We start from the raw sequence: 16,753 nt of genomic DNA, 5'->3' as shown, positions 1-16,753 counted from the left end.
GCAGCCCTCCCGCAATCCCGGGAGATATTACTCGGAAGTGACTTCCAGCAGGGCGGCATCGTCCGCCGCTTTCTGGGTCAGATAGGCGTCCAGTTCTTCGCCGTTGATGGCCTGAACACCAGCAAACGCGTTAGTGATAAAGGCGTTGGCCTCGGTGTTTTCGTCGGTGATAATCTCGACAATGGCGTTGGTCAGCGCCTCTTTGGCCTCGGCAGGGATACCTTTGGGCGCAACGAAGATGAATTTGGAGCCGAAGGAGTACGGAACACCGAATTCTTTCAGAAGCGGCGCATCAGGAGATGCCACCAGCGCTTCATCTTCCCCCGAAACAAGGTTGACCAGTTCGCCGCTGGCCACCAGCTTGTTCTGCGGACCCGCGCCCCAGGCGATGTCCAGATCATCGGCCATCACACCATTCATGCTGCCCTTGCCTCCTTTGACCATCACGGTCTTGAGGTCGGCTCCGGTTTCCTTCGACAGCAGATAGATCGCGTCTGCGACCCGTGGGCTGAAAGCTCCGACCGAAATGTCCTCACCGGCTTCGGCGGCCGCGATTACGTCATGCAGGGTGTTCCATCCGCGGTCGGCCTTGGCAAACAGGGCCATCTGGGTGCCTGCCGTGGTGGTTAGCGCCTCGAAATCTTCAAGTGCATATCCCGCATCCCGCGTGGCAAAGGGGGAATAGGTCAGTGCTTCGGAGACAGTCATGCCGATGGTCATGCCATCGGCGGGATCGTTCACATGTTCCCGCAGCATCACGGCGCCACCTTTGCCGGCGATGTTTTGCGGGATGATCTCCCAGCCGTGGCGTTTGTTTAGTTCCGTGGCGATCAGGCGGGCCTGAGTGTCTGTACCTCCGCCAGCGCGGAACGAAATCTTGAGTGTGATCGGTCCCGATGGCTTCCACTCTTCCGCCAGAGCTGCGGTGGTTCCTGTCAAGGCTGTTACGGCCAACAGGGTTGCAGTGGCAACTGCTTTGAACATGTCTTCCTCCCTTATGAACACCTTCCGGTTCATTCAGGAGTCATTCTGTCTGCTGAAATGATGATATGTCAACAATAATTATTCAAATGATCAATATGTTGCTAATCGTTGAATTCTATCTCGGACGCAGAAATTGTCTCCAGAGCGGCGTTAAACCCCCGTAACGCCTCTTCCCCAATGGCTTTTTCCAGCTCGGTCCGTCGCTCAAGGAATCTTGGCGCAAGCAGGGCAATCAGCGTCGCCCCGTCTTCGGTCATGTGGATCAGTTTCTTGCGCTTGTGAGTCGGGTCCGCATGAAAATCGACGAACCCTTGCTCGACCAAAGTCGCGACCATGCGGCTGATAAGGGCACGGTCCACCAGAATGCGGCGGCTCAACTCGGACACAGTAATCTCTTCGAAAATGCTGACCACGCGCAGGATACGATAGCCTGTCAGCGTCAGGGGGGTGTCTTCGATCAACCGCAGGGTCTGCTGTTCGAGTACCTTGTTGGCGATGGCGACCCGATAGGTGAGGTTGCTCTCCAGCTCGCGTGTCTTTCTCAGCTCCGTTTCAAGCTGTTTTTCACGTATCGACATAGCGATCATCCTTTGTTGACTTATCATCATAAGTAGAAGATTCCATGCACGGGAAACAAGCCCGTCGGGTACATTAAGCATATTGACGGCTTAACGCTTTCGAGGGTGGTTCTCGGTACTGCCACCTGTACCAATCTCAGAATTCGGAAAGGTGCTGATCCAACTGCTTGCAGGAGCTTTAGCGAAGCTAGCGGAAATCCGAGGGAACAAACGCCAAATCACTTTTGCTCGTCAATAAAGCTCTAAAGTTTGCGACATATCCAAGCTTGGTTGTCAGGGCAAAATATTCCACTAACAGGATTGTCGACAATCTAACAATACTATGATAATGAGCTCCCACGGGAGAGCCGAGAGCCCCTTGGCCTCAGCAAACTGACCCAACGTGGAGGATAAGCATGACAACCAATTCAACCCTTGGCGCCAAGTTGCGCAATCGGGCGACAGCGCTGACCGTTGCAGCTGGCTTGGTGGTTCCTGGAGCAGCCGTTGCCGAAGAGACCTTTCTGACAATCGGCACCGCAGGCGTAACAGGTATCTATTATGCGGTTGGCGGAGGTATCTGCCGGTTGGTCAACAAAGACCGCAAGGAACACGGTATCCGTTGTTCGGTCGAAAGCACCGGCGGATCGGTTTACAACCTGAAAACCATTCGCTCAGGTGAGTTGGAGATGGGGACCGTTCAGTCAGACTGGCAGTTCCACGCCTACAACGGTACCAGCGTGTTCGAAGAAGATGGGCCGCATGAAGATTTGCGTGCTGTCTTCTCGTTGCACCCCGACACTGTAATTGTTGCCGCGCGCACGGATACCGGCATTGAAACGCTTGATGATCTGAAGGGTAAAACCGTTAACCTCGGCAATCCGGGTTCGGGTACACGCGCTACAGCAGACGTTCTGGTGGACGCTCTCGGTTGGAGCCATGACGATTTTGCTCTGGTGACCGAGTTGAAATCGGCCGAGCAGTCCGCTGCTTTGTGTGACGGCAATATTGACGCTTTCCTGATGGTCGCGGGCAACCCGGTTGCCAACGTTTTGGAGGCGGCAACGACCTGCAACATCAATATCATTCCCGTCACCGGAGATGCCGTGGACGAGCTGGTCGAAAGCAAGTCGTTCCTGGGTCACGTGACCATTCCTGGCGGCCTGTATCGGGGTGTCGATGAAGGCGTTCCAACCTATGGCCTGTCGGCTACCTTTGTAACCCGCGCAGATGTTGACGATGAGGTTGTTTACCAGATGGTGAAAGCCGTGTTCGACAATTTCGATACCTTCAAGGCAATGCACCCCTCGTTCGCAAATCTGGACAAAGAGCTGATGGTCTCTCAGGGGCTGACTGCACCGCTGCATCCGGGCGCCGAGCGCTACTACCGTGAAGTTGGCTTGATCAAATAAAAGCCGCGCAAAAGGGCATTTGTGCCCTTGCGCACTTGGGGCGCTCTCTCCCTGGCGCCCCAAAGGAAAGTCCTCCTTCGGGTGGGCTTTCGTCCCAGTCACAAATGCGAGCAACGAACCCATGTCTGATGCAATTCACAGCCATTCAACCCATGACGCAGAAGAAGATGCGCGGAACCAGGATATCAAAATCTATGTGAATGGTGAGATTGTTCACCGGGATGAAGCCAAAGTCTCGGTTTATGACTCCGGGTTCATGCTGGGGGATGGCATGTGGGAAGGCATGCGGTTGTATAATGGGAAATGGGCTTTCTTCGATGAGCACATGGATCGCCTCTACAATAGCTGCAAATCCGTCTCTATCGACATAGGCCTAAGCAAAGAAGAACTGCTGGACGCCATGAACCGCACGGCGGCGGCCAACGACATGACAAGCGATGCTCATTGCCGCCTCATGATTACTCGGGGCCGCAAGGCGAAACCGTTCCAGCACCCGGGGTTGTCACGGTTTGGTTCTACAGTCGTAATCATTGTCGAGCACTCGAAGCCGAAATCCAGCTTGCATAGCGCTGGCATTCGTCTGGCAACAGTTCCCCAAGTGCGCGGCCTGCCGATGAGTCAGGATGCAAAGTTCAATAGTCATTCGAAGCTGAACTGCGTTATCGCTTGCCTGCAGGCCGAACAGGCTGGCGCAGACGAAGCGTTAATGCTGGATCCAAATGGGTTTGTGAACACCACCAACGCCTGCAATTTCTTCATCGTGCGCCGTGGCGAGGTTTGGACCTCGACCGGGGATTATTGCATGAACGGTGTCACTCGGCAGAAAGTCATTGATTTGTGCCGTCAGGACGGAATCCCGATCTTTGAAAAGAACTACTCCCTTTATGAAGCCTACGGCGCGGACGAGGCATTTCTGACCGGCACTTTCGGTGCGCAAACCCCGGTTGCTGCAATCGACGGGAAACCCATCGGGACAGGAGACAGGCCAATCATGGCCCGGTTGCAGCAGCTCTACAAAGAGCTGGTTGCACAAAACACACAAGGCTAAGGCCGATCATGCTGGACAAGATCGAAACGCTGCTGCTGGTAGGCTGCGGAAGAATGGGAGGCGCCCTGCTAAGAGGGTGGCTTGAAGCTGGTCTGAAACCCGCACAGGTTAGCGTAATTGACCCACATCCTGCTGATTGGTTGCTTGCACTGCAAGGGCAGGGCATCTCGATCAATGTTCAGCCCCAGTCCGCCCCCGACGTTGTCGTGATCGCGACCAAACCGCAGATGATGCAAGAGGCCGTCCCAGGCCTGAAAGAATTTGGCAACGGTCGAACCCTTTTCCTGTCAATTGCCGCAGGGACCTTGGTTGACAGCTTTGAAAGCATGCTGGGGGCGGCAACTCCGATCGTTCGGGCCATGCCCAATACTCCGGCAGCGATAGGGCATGGTGTCAGTGGCATCGTCGGCAACGCGGCCGCCGGTGCTCAGATGCCGTTGGCCGTTGCATTGATGCAGGCTGCGGGACACGTTGTTGAACTGGAAACCGAAGATCAGATGCACGCGGTCACCGCCCTGTCCGGATCTGGACCGGCTTATGTGTTTGCGATGACCGAAGCGCTCATCGCTGCGGGACAGTCTGTTGGGCTTACAGCCAAGATGGCGCAGGAACTCGCCGTCGCGATGGTCGCCGGTTCCGGCCAATTGATTGTCCAAAGCCAAGAAGATCCTGCTGAGCTTCGGCGTCAGGTGACCTCGCCCAATGGAACCACCGCAGCTGGCCTGGCCGAACTGCAATCCCCGCAAAACGGAATTGATGCGCTGATCAAGGAAACCGTTCAGGCAGCGCACGATCGGTCGATTGAATTGGCCCAAGGGACATAACGGTTCCCCAAACTGCAACAGGTATGCACCTGCAGGAGAGCGTAATATGATCAAGGACACCTCCGAAACGCACCAGTATACCGAGGAAGAGCTGCAAGAGCTTGTCGCTTCGTCCGATGCCGGAGCGCGCAATCCCGCAGGCGCAGTCGGCATCGTCATGTCCGTAACGGCCATTGTGTGGTCTCTTTTTCAGGTTGTTCTGGCGTCTCCACTGGTGAACCACCTGCTACCGGCAGATGTCATTAACAATTCACGTCAATTCCACCTGATGTTTGCCATCTTTCTGGCTTTTCTGGCCTATCCTGCATTCAAGTCCAGCCCGCGTGACCATGTCCCGTACGTCGATTGGGCATTGGCGTTGGCCGGGTCCTTTGCCGCGATCTATGGATTCTTCTTCTATGACAAGATCGTCCGTGCCGGGGGCATCGCTGATGATGTAGACAAATGGGTGGCTCTGGGCGGTCTGCTGTTGCTGTTCGAAGCGGCCCGTCGCGCGCTTGGTCCCGCAATGGCCATCATCGCCTGCATCTTCTTGGCTTATATCTTCTTTGGCTCTTCCGAATACGTGCCCGAGGTCATCCGCTGGAAAGGCGCGTCGCTGACCAAGGCCATGAGCCACCTCTGGACCACATCCGAAGGTGTTTTTGGCCTACCGCTGAGCGTGTCGACAAAGTTCGTTTTCCTGTTCGTCCTCTTCGGTGCCCTTTTGGAGAAAGCCGGCGCGGGGAACTATTTCATCCAACTGGCCTTTGGCGCACTTGGCCACCTGCGCGGTGGCCCGGCCAAGGCGGCCGTTGTCGGCTCGGCTGCGACCGGGCTGATCTCTGGTTCATCCATTGCCAACGTTGTGACCACCGGCACCTTCACCATCCCGCTGATGAAACGGGTAGGCTTCACCTCGGAACAGGCCGGATCGGTCGAGGTCGCATCGTCCGTCAACGGTCAGATCATGCCCCCTGTGATGGGCGCCGCGGCATTTCTGATGGTGGAATATGTGGGTATTCCCTATGTGCAAGTCATCACGCATGCCTTTGTACCTGCAGCCATTTCCTATGTTGCGCTGGTCTATATCGTTCACCTAGAAGCCGTAAAACGCAACATGCCGACACTTGGTGACCGGGCTGTGTCCCTTGCCAGTACGATCGGGGGAATGTTTGCGTTTTTTGCGGGCTTTGCCCTGCTTTGCTATGCGATGAAATACCCGGTTCTTTGGGTGACATCTCTGGTTCCCGAAGGCGCTGGCTGGGTTTTGGCGGTCTTGTTGGGCCTAGCATATCTGGGACTGCTGGCCATTGCTGCGCGTTATGACGATCTGGAACCGGACGACCCGAACGCCAAAGAGGTGCACCTGCCCGTGGTGTCGGAAATCTACAAAAGCGGGCTGTACTTTCTGCTGCCGATCATCGTGCTGGTCTATTTTCTGATGATCGAGCAGAAATCCCCGGGCTTGTCGGCCTTTTGGGCCACGATGCTCCTGTTCGTCATTCTGTTTACACAGAGACCGCTCAAGGCTTTGCTACGTGGTCAGACCAATTATGCCGAACAGATTCAGAGCGGCGCTCGCGATGTCATCGCGGGTCTGATTGACGGTGCGCGGAACATGATCGGGATCGGCCTGGCGACGGCAACGGCGGGGGTCATTGTCGGAACAGTGACTCTGACCGGGGTTGGCCAAGTTATGGCGGATCTGGTCGAGTTTCTTTCGGGTGGAAACCTGATTGCCATGCTGGCCTTGGTCGGATTTCTGTCCCTTTTTCTTGGCATGGGCTTGCCAACCACAGCAAACTACATCGTCGTCAGCTCGCTTTTGGCGGCCGTCGTGGTTGAACTGGGCGCGCAAGCCGGGTTGGTGGTTCCGCTGATCGCGGTTCACCTGTTTGTCTTCTACTTTGGCATCATGGCCGACGTGACGCCGCCCGTTGGGTTAGCCAGCTTTGCTGCCGCCGCAGTTTCCGGGGGCGACGCCATCAAGACAGGCTTCATAGCCTTTTTCTACTCGCTGCGCACTGTGGCGCTGCCGTTCGTGTTTATATTCAACACGGATCTGCTGCTGATTGATGTTACGGTCTGGCAAGGCGTTTTCATCTTCATCATAGCTTCAATCGCAATTCTGGTGTTTACCGCAGGCACAATGGGATGGTTCGTCACGCGTAGCCGGATTTATGAAAGTGCTGCGCTCGTATTGATCGCCTTTGCACTGTTCCGCCCGGATTTCTTTCAAGACCGCATTCAGCCCCCGTATGTGCAAAACGAAGTCTCCGCATTGGAAACATTGCTGGATGCAACTGCGGAGGGTGATGAAATTCGCGTTGTTGTGAACGGTCCGGATTTTGATACCCTCGAACTCAAGGACCTGACACTAAAGATTGACGTGCCTGCCGGTGCTTCCGGAGCTGAGCGGCTGGATAAACTTGGGTTGCTTCTGGTGTCTGACGGCGAAACAACCGCACTGGAAGAGCCTTTTGGCGGCACGCCTTTCTTCGAGCCGCTTTCCAAGTTCGATTTCTATGCCGACGATCCGGTTGAGGTCAAAATGGTTCTAACCACTGCGGACAGAATGCCGAAAGAGCTGATCTACATTCCTGCGCTTCTGTTGTTGGGTCTGATTGCATTTCTTCAGAACAATCGTGCAAATCGGCAAGAGGTGGTGGCATGACCAAACGTATTCTTTGTGCAATTGACGTATCTCAGGCTGACCACGATTTAGCTGTTTTAACCGAAGCGGTTTCTTTGGCGCGATCAAATGCTGCGCATCTGGACGTTTTGTCTGTTCTCCCCGACTACGGCACAAGTTTTGTGGGAAGCTTCTTCAAAGATAACCATCACGCCCAAATCAAACAGTCGGCGCGGAAGCATCTGGATGAAATGGTAAAGGGTGCTATTGGAAACGACACCAATCTGTTGATCCGGAAAGTGATCGCCACGGGTTCGACTTACGAGGAAATCCTGAAGACAGCTGAGACAACGGGCTGCGGGCTCATCGTCATCGGCGCGCATAAGCCCAACTATCAGGACTATTTATTGGGCCCCAATGCGGCTCGTGTTGTCCGGCATGCGCCATGTTCGGTATACGTTGTCCGGTAGGTGATCGGACAAAGGTCGCACAGCTTTGAGCCGGAGACCTGCATCTGACCAACGTTATTCCAGCGGCAGGGCTGCCAGTGCCTTTCGCATTCCCTGGCGCATGTGGTCAGTGAGATGGTCCAGCATAGCGCTCAAATCGTCTCCACAAGCCAATGTGACATACAGTTCATGTGCATCGCGCTGCGGGCCGGCTCTTTCGTGCGCCTGCTGGTGTATGGTAAAATAAAAATTCAGATTGGGGCGCAGTTGGTTCCAGCTTTTTTGAAGCAGCGAATGTTCCGACAATTCATAACACCAACTGTGTAGAACAAGTTCCCGCTCAATTGCCTCATGAGGGTTGCAATTATCGTCCACGACGCTGGTCAGTCGATGGTTTCGCTCGTGAAGATCATCAAAGCTATCCTGAGTACGCTTGTTCCAACATTCCTGGAACGCAAATTGCTCAAGTGTGAGCCGCATCGAATACAACTCTTCAACATCGCGTCTGGTCACGCCGCGTACAAAGATGCCGGTGTATGGTTTGCTTACCAGAAGCCCGGTATCGACAAGCTCGCGAATGGCTTCCCGCAGAGGACCACGGCTGATCCCCAGCGCTTTTGCCAAACCGGCCTCGGTTAGCCTCTCTCCTTTACTAAGCTGTCCGGAAACAATCAGCGACGTTAACTGATCGACAGCCTGTTCACGTAAGGTTCTGGAGCTCAAGGGTTTTAAGTCGCTTAGTGACATTCGTTTGACGTACTCTTATTGCCGGCAAATCAATGCAAATAGTGTCAGTAAGTTCAAATTAGCTCTTTGTTGACAATAAAACAATCAGAAGGCGGGCCCTTTGGTGATTTCGGGATGCGTCAATTCACTTAAGCTCGTCAGTAAAACCCCAAGGTTTGCGACCCATCCTTGACCGGCCTGAAGACAATTGAGCTGGCAGTGGCCTAGCCTGCAGGTTTCGTCGAGGCCAGTGAACATGCGAGCCGCGCAATCAGGCCGATTAATTGCCCGCCGGAACTGAGGTTTCGATCCCTCTGAAATTCTTGCAAATCATCGGTTGTTCACAAACGACGCAACCGTCACTGAAGTTGAAGAATGTCTGGTACGCAGAGCTTTCTCTGTGCAGGCATCTGATCTGCGCCGTCCGAGCGTTTCAACCGTTTCGGCCCGTCTTTGACCTTGATTTTCGGCTTGGCCAGCGGCCCCTTTGCTGTTACCGGCCAAGGGCTTCGCGAAAGGGGTTCTCCGATTTTGCGGGGCTGCAAATTAAGATCGAGCGCTTTGTTGTTCAGATCCACCCCGCCAAAGATGACAACCTGCACCTGATCCGTTTCCAACGTGGTCTGTTTCGTTGAAATTGTTCCATTGGAAATACTCAGTGGCGCGCGCAAACAAACGATTGGCGCCACTTTTTGTTTTTCTTTGGAAAACACCCAAGGCAGCAACCCAAGTCCCGCCAAATCCAGAAGCTGAGTTTCGACCGAGCCATCGCGCATGGAAACCGTAGCACTGCCGCTCATCGAGTTGGCAAAGTGCTTTGCTGATTCCGTCCCGCCGGTTACGTCAAAGTCGGCGTAAATCGTTCCGCTTGCACCTTTCTTGAAGTTCAAATTGTGCAGTATGTCGTCTAACTGCCACCCCCCAGCTTTGCCAGAAATGGTTAGGGGGTGCGCCTCATCCGACAAATCCATGCGACCGTTCACAGTGAAATGGCCGCCGCCATATTCGAAATTCAGGGGTCCGGCCTTCAGTTCGTTTTCATTCAGCGTCAGTTCACTTTGCAGGACGCTGATGCCCTTGGCACCTTCGATGTGGCGCAGATCGATATCGACGTCCATGTTCATTCCAGACAGAAGAATTGACCTCCCGATTGGTTTGAGCGTCACATCCCGCAGCGGGCCCGGATCATCCTTGCCATCCGGTTCGGCGGTGTCCTCGGCATTCTCACTGTCCGCGTCCGAATTGCCCAGCTTTCTCAGTTGAGCAGTCGCCAACACAATCTGGCGAATCTGATCTATTTTGATCAGATCACTTTCAACTGTCCCTCGCAGCACAGGATCTGTCGTCGCATCATCAAGATCGGCTTTGATCTTCAAAACTGAATCCGCGACTGAAATCTCGGATTCGGCGTTCCAATCCGTCCCCTCACTCACGAGATTGATCGCAAAACTGGCTTTCCCTGTTTCTACCGGTTCCAGTGACAAGGCTTGCAAAAGTTCGGCGCCGGACGGGACTTCGACTTCAATACTCAAATCGAGATTTTCGAATTTGAGAACATTTTTGACAGTACCGTGCACTTCAAGGTTCCAGACATCCGTTTCGCTTGTCTTGCCGTCCAGATTGGTAAGTGAAAGCTGATTGATATCTCCGTTCAGATGAAAATCGCCTGAAAACCTGCCAAGCTTGTCATCTGGTCCCAACAGCTCTGGCGAGATCAGGCTGCTTGCGGGGATATCCAGCAGCCCCTCTGCCGATATGCCTTGCAACTGCAAGGCATCGTCGACCGAGCCATTCAATACGACAAACGGATGCGCTGGATTTCCGATACGCAAGTTGACGTTCCCGACCCGCAGAGCACCTTCCGGCGTTCTGGATAGCTCGGAAAACTTGATCGGCGGTGGTCCTTCGCCTGAGGTATCCAGCGTGAAACCATTGGTCTTGATAACCATTTGCCGCTGAGGAACCTGACCCGGTACGCTGTCCATAACCATATCGACGGCGACAAGCTTGAGGTCGTATCGCGATTCTGCAGGAGCAGGTTCAGCGTCTTCTGGGTAAAGTCTGATACGGGTCGTCAGCGAAACATCGGCCGGGTTCCCCAACTCGCCGATCTGTCCGGTCAGATCCAGACTTTGCCCACCATCCAGTTCGACCATGACATCTAGGTCATCAATCCGCGCTACGCCGTCTGCAGTCCTGAACGTCGCACCTACATTCCCCGATCCCTCCAGCACACGGTTCAGCTTTAACACATCAAGAAGTTGACCAAGCTCAGCGATTTCAACTGCTGTTCTTACTTCCAGTCCGGATTCCTGTTGGACCTGATTTGCGATAATTGAAATCTGATCAAAATTCACGGTCACCTGAAATGGTTCACCGACCGGAAAAACTCCGTTCAACTCAAATTTCTCGCCGTTCAGCGTGCCCGTTCCAGCTACAGAAGCATCTTGGGCTTCACTACCGCGCGCCAAAACCAGTTCAGGAAGCTGCAGATCGATATCCAGGCCGTTCTGTGCGCTCTGGTATAGGATTGATACGTCAGTCAGCTCAATTTTCCGGTCCGTCAGAATGTCGGAGACTGAGGTTTCCCGGTGTTTGGCTGGTTTTTCGTTCTCATCTCCTGGCGTGGAAATGGGCTGCCAAGAGGTTGTGCCATCTTCAGCAGTAAGAAGGTTAAGATGAATGCCCGCCACGGATAGGTTGCTCAAAGACAACCTGCCATTCCATAAGTCTTTTGCTGAAACTTCGAACGCAAACCTGTCGATTTCTGCAAGATTACTATCAGCAGCCGATGTACTGGGCAGGACCAACCCCGTAGCCGATACCCCCAACTTTCGACCCAGACTTACTCGTACTTCATCTTCAATTTCGACGGTTTGGCCCAGACTTTTAGAAATCTGTCCTTCAACAAAAGCAGTCCTCATCGAAGAAAACAAAGAGGATGATAGAACAAGCCAGGCGGCGACAATTACGACAAGTGCGATCGCACCACACAACATTAAACCTCGTACGATGTATCGCACGCTCATCTCCTTTGTCGCCAATAACTAGCAGCATTCATTTAGCTTAATTCTATTATGCCAAAAAACCTGTTGGCGTGCTGGTGTCAATCGGCGTGTTTCGAAAACCGGCTAAACGCAGGGTATGAGCGAAGGGAGATGTTGTAAGCTTTGGAGCTTTATTGACCAAAAATTCGTGAATTGACGTTAGTTCCCGTGGAACAGATTTAGTATAGACTTAAGCATGGTCTCTTTAGAAGGCTGTCACTTCCCCAAGGATATGGCTCTGAATGCCGTGTACTTCTACCTGCACACAGTGTGCCATCTTGACCTGGAAGAAATCATGGCCAAAAGAGGCAATTCCCAGCGCTACGATCTCAGGCTTTCGGCTGTTTGCCGAACTCGCTGGATAGGTGTGTCAAAGCAAAGGCTAATCCCCTCCTTCCCAAAGTTTTGCAGTACAACCAATCTATTTGACTGACCTAAAACTTTGAAACGGAACCTTTGTCAGTGGGTAACTTCTTTGAGACCCTCAATCTGCAAATCGAAACCCTCCTGAATGTGACGAGTGAATGTTTCCAAGGCTTCGGTCACGTCTCCCGTAGCAATCGCATCAACGAGTGTCAGGTGGTTCCCAAGGGATTTTGAAATATCGACGTTTTCGATTGCCGAAAACAAATGGAACGCCATGGCTTTGCCCCAAATCATATCGAACATGTCGATCAAAAATTTGTTGCCAGCCTCTACCATAAAGGCACGGTGAATGCGCCGGTTTGCGATAAAGTAGTCCCGCGTCGTTGGGTGGGTCAGATCTTCTTCGCGACGAATGAGCTCGCGCAGACGATCGAGCACCTCTGGTTCCGCATGAACCGCAAGAATCCGTGCAGCTTGACCTTCGATCGCGGCTCGGGCCTGATACAGTTGCCTAACCTCAGCCTGGTCCATACGGGCCAGCCGAAATCCACCGCTTGCGGCAACTTCCAACACGCCTTCGGTTTCCAACCGCATAAGCGCCTCGCGCACGGGCGTGCGGCTGATGTTCAATTCGGCGGCCAACTTTTCCTGCACCAGCCGATCATCACCGGTGATCTCGCGACTCATGATGGCTTCGACCAATTGGTCATAGACCTCGTCAGCAAGGCGTCTACGTTGTGTTTTGATCTGTTTCAGAGCCACTCGGGGCCTCTCTTTCTGTTCTTTTCGAATTCTGTATTCAAAAAAGCAGCGGGTGCCAAGGCGAATGGGGTTGCTATTACCTGTGTACTGTATACAGTATACAGACGCGGATGAACAGGGAGCTCTTTATGTGTGGAATTGCTGGTAGAATACTGGCCGCGCCCGGGAAGGTTGGGGCGGATCTGGTTGACCTGATGGATGCGCAGGAACACCGCGGCGCCGATAGTACCGGATTTGCCGTTTACGGTTTGCCGCGGGAAACAGGGTACGTTCTGCGGGGAATGGGGTTCGACAAGTCGCGGCAGGAATCTGATCTGTCCGAGTTCGAGGCTGTTTTGCGTGAACACGGCAGCAGTTTCCTTTCTGACCCCGAAGTTCTCACGGACCAAAACCGTCACTACTGCTTTCGGATGGAGATTTCGGATCCAGCAAATCTGCAAGCTTGGGTCGCGGATGCGGATGAACTGACGGATCGTATCGAAATACAATCCTGTGGCCGCAGCCTTGAAATCATCAAGGATATCGGTGGCGCAGAGGCGGTGGCCGAAAAGCACGGTGTCCGCGATATGATTGGAACACACGGGTTGGGGCACGCGCGGCTGGCCACGGAAAGCTCGGTTTTGCCCAACGCCTCTCATCCGTTTTGGGCGCGCCCGTTTTCGGATGTCGCGATCGTGCATAACGGACAAATCACCGACTATTTCACCTGGCGCGATAAACTGACCCGGATGGGCTATCGGTTCCTGACCGAGAATGACAGCGAGTTGATTGCCGTCTGGGTCAGCGACCAGATGAAGGCCGGGCTGACGATGGAGCAGGCGCTCAAGAAGTCGATCACCTCGATCGACGGCGTCTTTACCTACATGATCGCAACACCGAACGGGATCGGTTTTGCCAAAGATCGATTTGCCATGAAGCCTCTGGTTGTCGTTAACCGCAGTGGCGATCTGGCAGCGGCGACCGAAGAGCAAGCGGTCCGTCGGGTGATGACCGAGGAATGCGATGTGATCAACTATGACGGCCCGTCGTTGACTGGCATCTGGGGCGTCGGAAACCGGAGCTTGGCGGCATGAACAAGGTGGCAGCAAAGATGGATGAGATTGTCATCGAAGTTGGCAAGCGCCATATCCGCGAGGTGAACCGTGACATCATGGAGGCCTGTGCAACCGGCCGACCCATCCGTGTCGTGGACACCCTATCGCGCCATAACTTGGGCGTGGGATTGCCGGACAATGTGGATATCACCTTTGAGGGATCGGTTGGCTATTACTGCGGCGGTCTCAACACCGGTGCAAATATCTCGATCGAGCGTAACTGCGGCTGGGCGGTTGGAGAGGGCATGGCCAAGGGTCACATCACCGTCGGTGGTTATGCGGGTATGTCCTGTGGCGCTGCGATGATTGGCGGTACGATCCATGTCAAGGGCGATGCGGGCCCAAGGGTCGGCGTCGCGATGAAAGGCGGAAACATCGTTGTCGAAGGCAAGATCGGTTATCAGTCCGGCTTCATGGCACATTCCGGGCGCATCATCGCGCTTGGCGGGGCAGGGGAATCCTGCGCTGACGCGCTGTGGGAAGGCGAGGTCTGGGTGGCCGGAGAGGTCGATAGCCTGGGTGTGGATGTCGACGTAATCGAACCGACAGCTGAAGAAGTGGCCGAGGTCGACGCGATCCTCGACCCGCTCGGTCTGGTCGACAGTTCGCGAAATTGGCGCAAAATGGTTTCGGGCCAGCGTCTTTGGTATTTTGAAAGCAGGGACGCAAGCGCATGGCTCATGATCTGAGTAAACCATACGAATATCCTTTCGACGTCGCCTCGGAAGAGGAAATCAGGTTCCGCGATGCGGGCGCGATCGATGGCCGCCCAGCCGGTGTTCCATCCTCTTACGATGAGGGAGGGTCGACCCGTTGGACACCCGAGGCGATCTCGGAGGTGCACGCGCTGGCGCAGCTCGGGCGCTATCAGGTGCGCGGGTACAATACGTTCAACAAGCAATTGCCGACCTTCGACGACCTGACGTTCGTCCCTGCAACGATGACTCGCCTACCTTTGGAAGGCTATCGCGAGAGTTGTGATACGACGACCGTTTTGGGCGGTGGCCGCGGTCTTGTGGAACGTCCGCTTGAATTGAAAATCCCGATCTATATCGCATCGATGTCCTTCGGGGCCTTGTCGGCATCGGCAAAGGCATCGCTGGGTTATGGGGCCTCGAAAGTGGGGACCATGACCTGCACGGGTGAGGGTGGCATGCTGGAAGAGGAACGCGAAGCCTCCCAACGCCTGCTCTATCAGATGTCGCCCGCCCGATATGGAGTGGATCTGGATCACTTGCGCCGCGCGGATGCCTTGGAGCTGGTCGTGGGGCAGGGGGCGAAACCGGGAACCGGCGGGCTGTTGTTGGGCATGAAAGTCAGCCCACGGGTCAGCCAGATGCGGACATTGCCTGAAGGCGTCGATCAGCGGTCGACCATCCGCCACCCTGATTTCCTTGGTGCTGACGATTTGTCGGTGAAGATCGAAGAGCTGCGTATTGCCACCAACTATCAGGTCCCGATCTTCATCAAGATGGGCGCCACACGACCCCGGTTTGACGTGGCGGTTGCTGCCAAAGCGGGCGCAGATGTTGTGGTCGTTGATGGTGCCGAGGGTGGCACCGGTGCGTCTCCGGAGCTGTTGCTGAACCATACCGGTATCCCAACGATGAGCGCCATTCGCGCAGCGCGCGAAGCTTTGGATGAATGCGGCATGACCGGCAAGGTCTCTCTCGTGGCTGCCGGTGGCATTCGGTCGGGCGTGGATGCCGCGAAATGTTTGGCACTTGGCGCGGACGCTGTGATGATCGGTAATGCGGCCATGGTTGCCCTGGGATGCAACAGTCCACGCTATCTTGAGGATTACGCCGCCTTGGGAACTTCCCCCGGCGCGTGCCACCATTGTCACACGGGCCGTTGTCCGGTCGGTATTGCGACACAAGATGAAACCTTGGAGGCGCGGATGAACCCGCACGCCGGGGCGGAACGCATAGCGCGGTATCTGACGGCCATGACCATGGAGATAACGGCGCTGGCCAAGGCCTGCGGCAAGTCTTCGGTTCATAATCTGGAAACCGAGGATCTACGCGCGCTCAGCTTTGAGGCATCGGCTTTTACCGGAGTGAAAATGGCCGGAATTGACAGGGCCTTTGACTGGTGAGGATATCGGTTCTTGAACTGACCAGCCACCCTTTGCCTTTGCTCGAAGGGGTGCCGCGAACCGCACAGCAGATACAGGAGTGGATCGCTCCGCATCTGCCCGAGGCCAAGTTCGCGGTGGCTGGGGTCGTCGATGGTGCACCACTTCCCGATCACGATGATTTCGACGGTGTCATCGTCGGCGGATCGGAATGTGGTGTTTATGATGACACCGAATGGATGCAGCCGCTTCGCGAATTTCTCGAACGGCTTCGGGATCACCGTAAACCGGTATTCGGTATTTGTTTCGGGCACCAGATCATGGCCGACGTCTATGGCGGACGGTCCGAGAAGGCAGAGGTCGGCAATATCGTCGGAGCGCGTCCTTTCGACTTCGCAGGCGAGAGTGCTGACGCATTTGTCTGGCATCAGGATCAGGTGACCCGCGTTCCGGATTCGGCCCGGGTTACGGGATCAGCAAGCCACTGCCCTGTGGGCGCGTTGGACTATGATTTTCCTGCACGGTCGGTGCAGTTTCATCCCGAATACAGGGCGGATCATTTGCGTGAACTGCTGATACGGGTTCGAGAGGTTCTTTTGACGCCCGAAGAAGCGGACGCAAGTTTGTCCACGGTCAACGCCGCAAGGGTTTCAGAAGATCTTGCCGCGCGTCAGGCGGTGGAGCTGTTCCGAGGTTCCTACGCCCTCGTGTGATACACCGCTAGACAAAGGTTCCTTGATCCTGATCAAGTCCGGCCAACCCTTAATATGTATACTGTATACACGGTAAGATG

Annotated in this window: 14 protein-coding genes; 9 read left to right on the top strand and 5 right to left on the bottom strand. The window is 54.7% G+C overall.

Annotated features, from left to right (window positions below):
- Positions 1-27: 27 nt before the first annotated feature.
- Both ACR0D6_RS17630 and ACR0D6_RS17625 read right to left on the bottom strand, forming a co-directional pair.
- Positions 28-984: a tripartite tricarboxylate transporter substrate-binding protein gene (locus tag ACR0D6_RS17630; RefSeq protein WP_480766470.1), complete on the bottom strand. Its 957-nt coding sequence runs from the start codon at positions 982-984 to the stop codon at positions 28-30.
- 101 nt (positions 985-1,085) lie between these two features.
- A complete protein-coding gene (locus ACR0D6_RS17625) occupies positions 1,086-1,562 on the bottom strand; it encodes a MarR family winged helix-turn-helix transcriptional regulator (RefSeq protein ID WP_480766469.1) in 477 nt (158 codons plus the stop codon).
- A gap of 395 nt (positions 1,563-1,957) precedes the next feature.
- On the opposite strand from ACR0D6_RS17625, the gene ACR0D6_RS17620 reads away from it, so the two are divergent.
- The 5 genes from ACR0D6_RS17620 to ACR0D6_RS17600 all read left to right on the top strand — a co-directional run bounded on the left by ACR0D6_RS17620 (position 1,958) and on the right by ACR0D6_RS17600 (position 7,909).
- On the top strand, positions 1,958-2,953 hold the full coding sequence (locus tag ACR0D6_RS17620; protein ID WP_480766468.1) for a TAXI family TRAP transporter solute-binding subunit: 996 nt from the start codon (positions 1,958-1,960) through the stop codon (positions 2,951-2,953).
- Positions 2,954-3,074: 121 nt separating this feature from the next.
- Positions 3,075-4,001 (top strand): aminotransferase class IV, encoded by a 927-nt coding sequence (locus ACR0D6_RS17615; protein WP_480766467.1) that lies wholly within the window; start codon positions 3,075-3,077, stop codon positions 3,999-4,001.
- A gap of 8 nt (positions 4,002-4,009) precedes the next feature.
- Positions 4,010-4,825: a pyrroline-5-carboxylate reductase gene (gene proC, locus ACR0D6_RS17610; protein WP_480766466.1), complete on the top strand. Its 816-nt coding sequence runs from the start codon at positions 4,010-4,012 to the stop codon at positions 4,823-4,825.
- A 46-nt stretch (positions 4,826-4,871) separates the two neighbouring features.
- Positions 4,872-7,481 (top strand): TRAP transporter permease, encoded by a 2,610-nt coding sequence (locus ACR0D6_RS17605; protein ID WP_480766465.1) that lies wholly within the window; start codon positions 4,872-4,874, stop codon positions 7,479-7,481.
- Positions 7,478-7,909 carry a universal stress protein gene (locus tag ACR0D6_RS17600; protein ID WP_480766464.1) on the top strand — a complete coding sequence of 144 codons (432 nt, stop codon included), beginning with the start codon at positions 7,478-7,480 and terminating at the stop codon, positions 7,907-7,909. The genes ACR0D6_RS17605 and ACR0D6_RS17600 overlap by 4 nt, the downstream gene beginning before the upstream one ends.
- A gap of 54 nt (positions 7,910-7,963) precedes the next feature.
- Here the strand turns inward: ACR0D6_RS17600 and ACR0D6_RS17595 are convergent, their stop codons facing one another.
- The 3 genes from ACR0D6_RS17595 to ACR0D6_RS17585 form a co-directional block, all read right to left on the bottom strand.
- Positions 7,964-8,635, bottom strand: coding sequence for a GntR family transcriptional regulator (locus ACR0D6_RS17595; protein WP_480766463.1), 672 nt, complete (start codon positions 8,633-8,635; stop codon positions 7,964-7,966).
- 338 nt (positions 8,636-8,973) lie between these two features.
- The gene (locus ACR0D6_RS17590) at positions 8,974-11,322 is read right to left on the bottom strand and encodes an AsmA family protein (protein ID WP_480766462.1); all 2,349 of its coding nucleotides are present in this window, start codon (positions 11,320-11,322) and stop codon (positions 8,974-8,976) included.
- Between the two features lie 798 nt (positions 11,323-12,120).
- Entirely contained in the window at positions 12,121-12,789 is a 669-nt protein-coding gene (locus ACR0D6_RS17585; RefSeq protein ID WP_170653148.1) for a GntR family transcriptional regulator, read from the bottom strand.
- 128 nt (positions 12,790-12,917) lie between these two features.
- Here ACR0D6_RS17585 and ACR0D6_RS17580 point away from each other — a divergent pair, with 128 nt between their 5' ends.
- The 4 genes from ACR0D6_RS17580 to ACR0D6_RS17565 are packed head-to-tail and all read left to right on the top strand — an operon-like array spanning position 12,918 to position 16,673.
- Entirely contained in the window at positions 12,918-13,862 is a 945-nt protein-coding gene (locus ACR0D6_RS17580) for a class II glutamine amidotransferase domain-containing protein (RefSeq protein WP_480766461.1), read from the top strand.
- Entirely contained in the window at positions 13,859-14,572 is a 714-nt protein-coding gene (locus ACR0D6_RS17575; protein ID WP_170653144.1) for a GltB/FmdC/FwdC-like GXGXG domain-containing protein, read from the top strand. Before ACR0D6_RS17580 ends, ACR0D6_RS17575 begins: the two co-directional genes overlap by 4 nt.
- Complete coding sequence (locus ACR0D6_RS17570; protein ID WP_170653143.1) at positions 14,557-15,981, top strand: FMN-binding glutamate synthase family protein; 1,425 nt, start codon at positions 14,557-14,559, stop codon at positions 15,979-15,981. Before ACR0D6_RS17575 ends, ACR0D6_RS17570 begins: the two co-directional genes overlap by 16 nt.
- Positions 15,978-16,673 (top strand): type 1 glutamine amidotransferase, encoded by a 696-nt coding sequence (locus ACR0D6_RS17565; RefSeq protein WP_480766460.1) that lies wholly within the window; start codon positions 15,978-15,980, stop codon positions 16,671-16,673. The genes ACR0D6_RS17570 and ACR0D6_RS17565 overlap by 4 nt, the downstream gene beginning before the upstream one ends.
- The last annotated feature ends 80 nt before the right edge of the window (positions 16,674-16,753 follow it).

The organism is Ruegeria sp. BJ6 (assembly GCF_056537885.1).
Note: the sequence above shows the minus strand (reverse complement) of the source record. Positions and strands in the feature narration are given on the sequence as shown.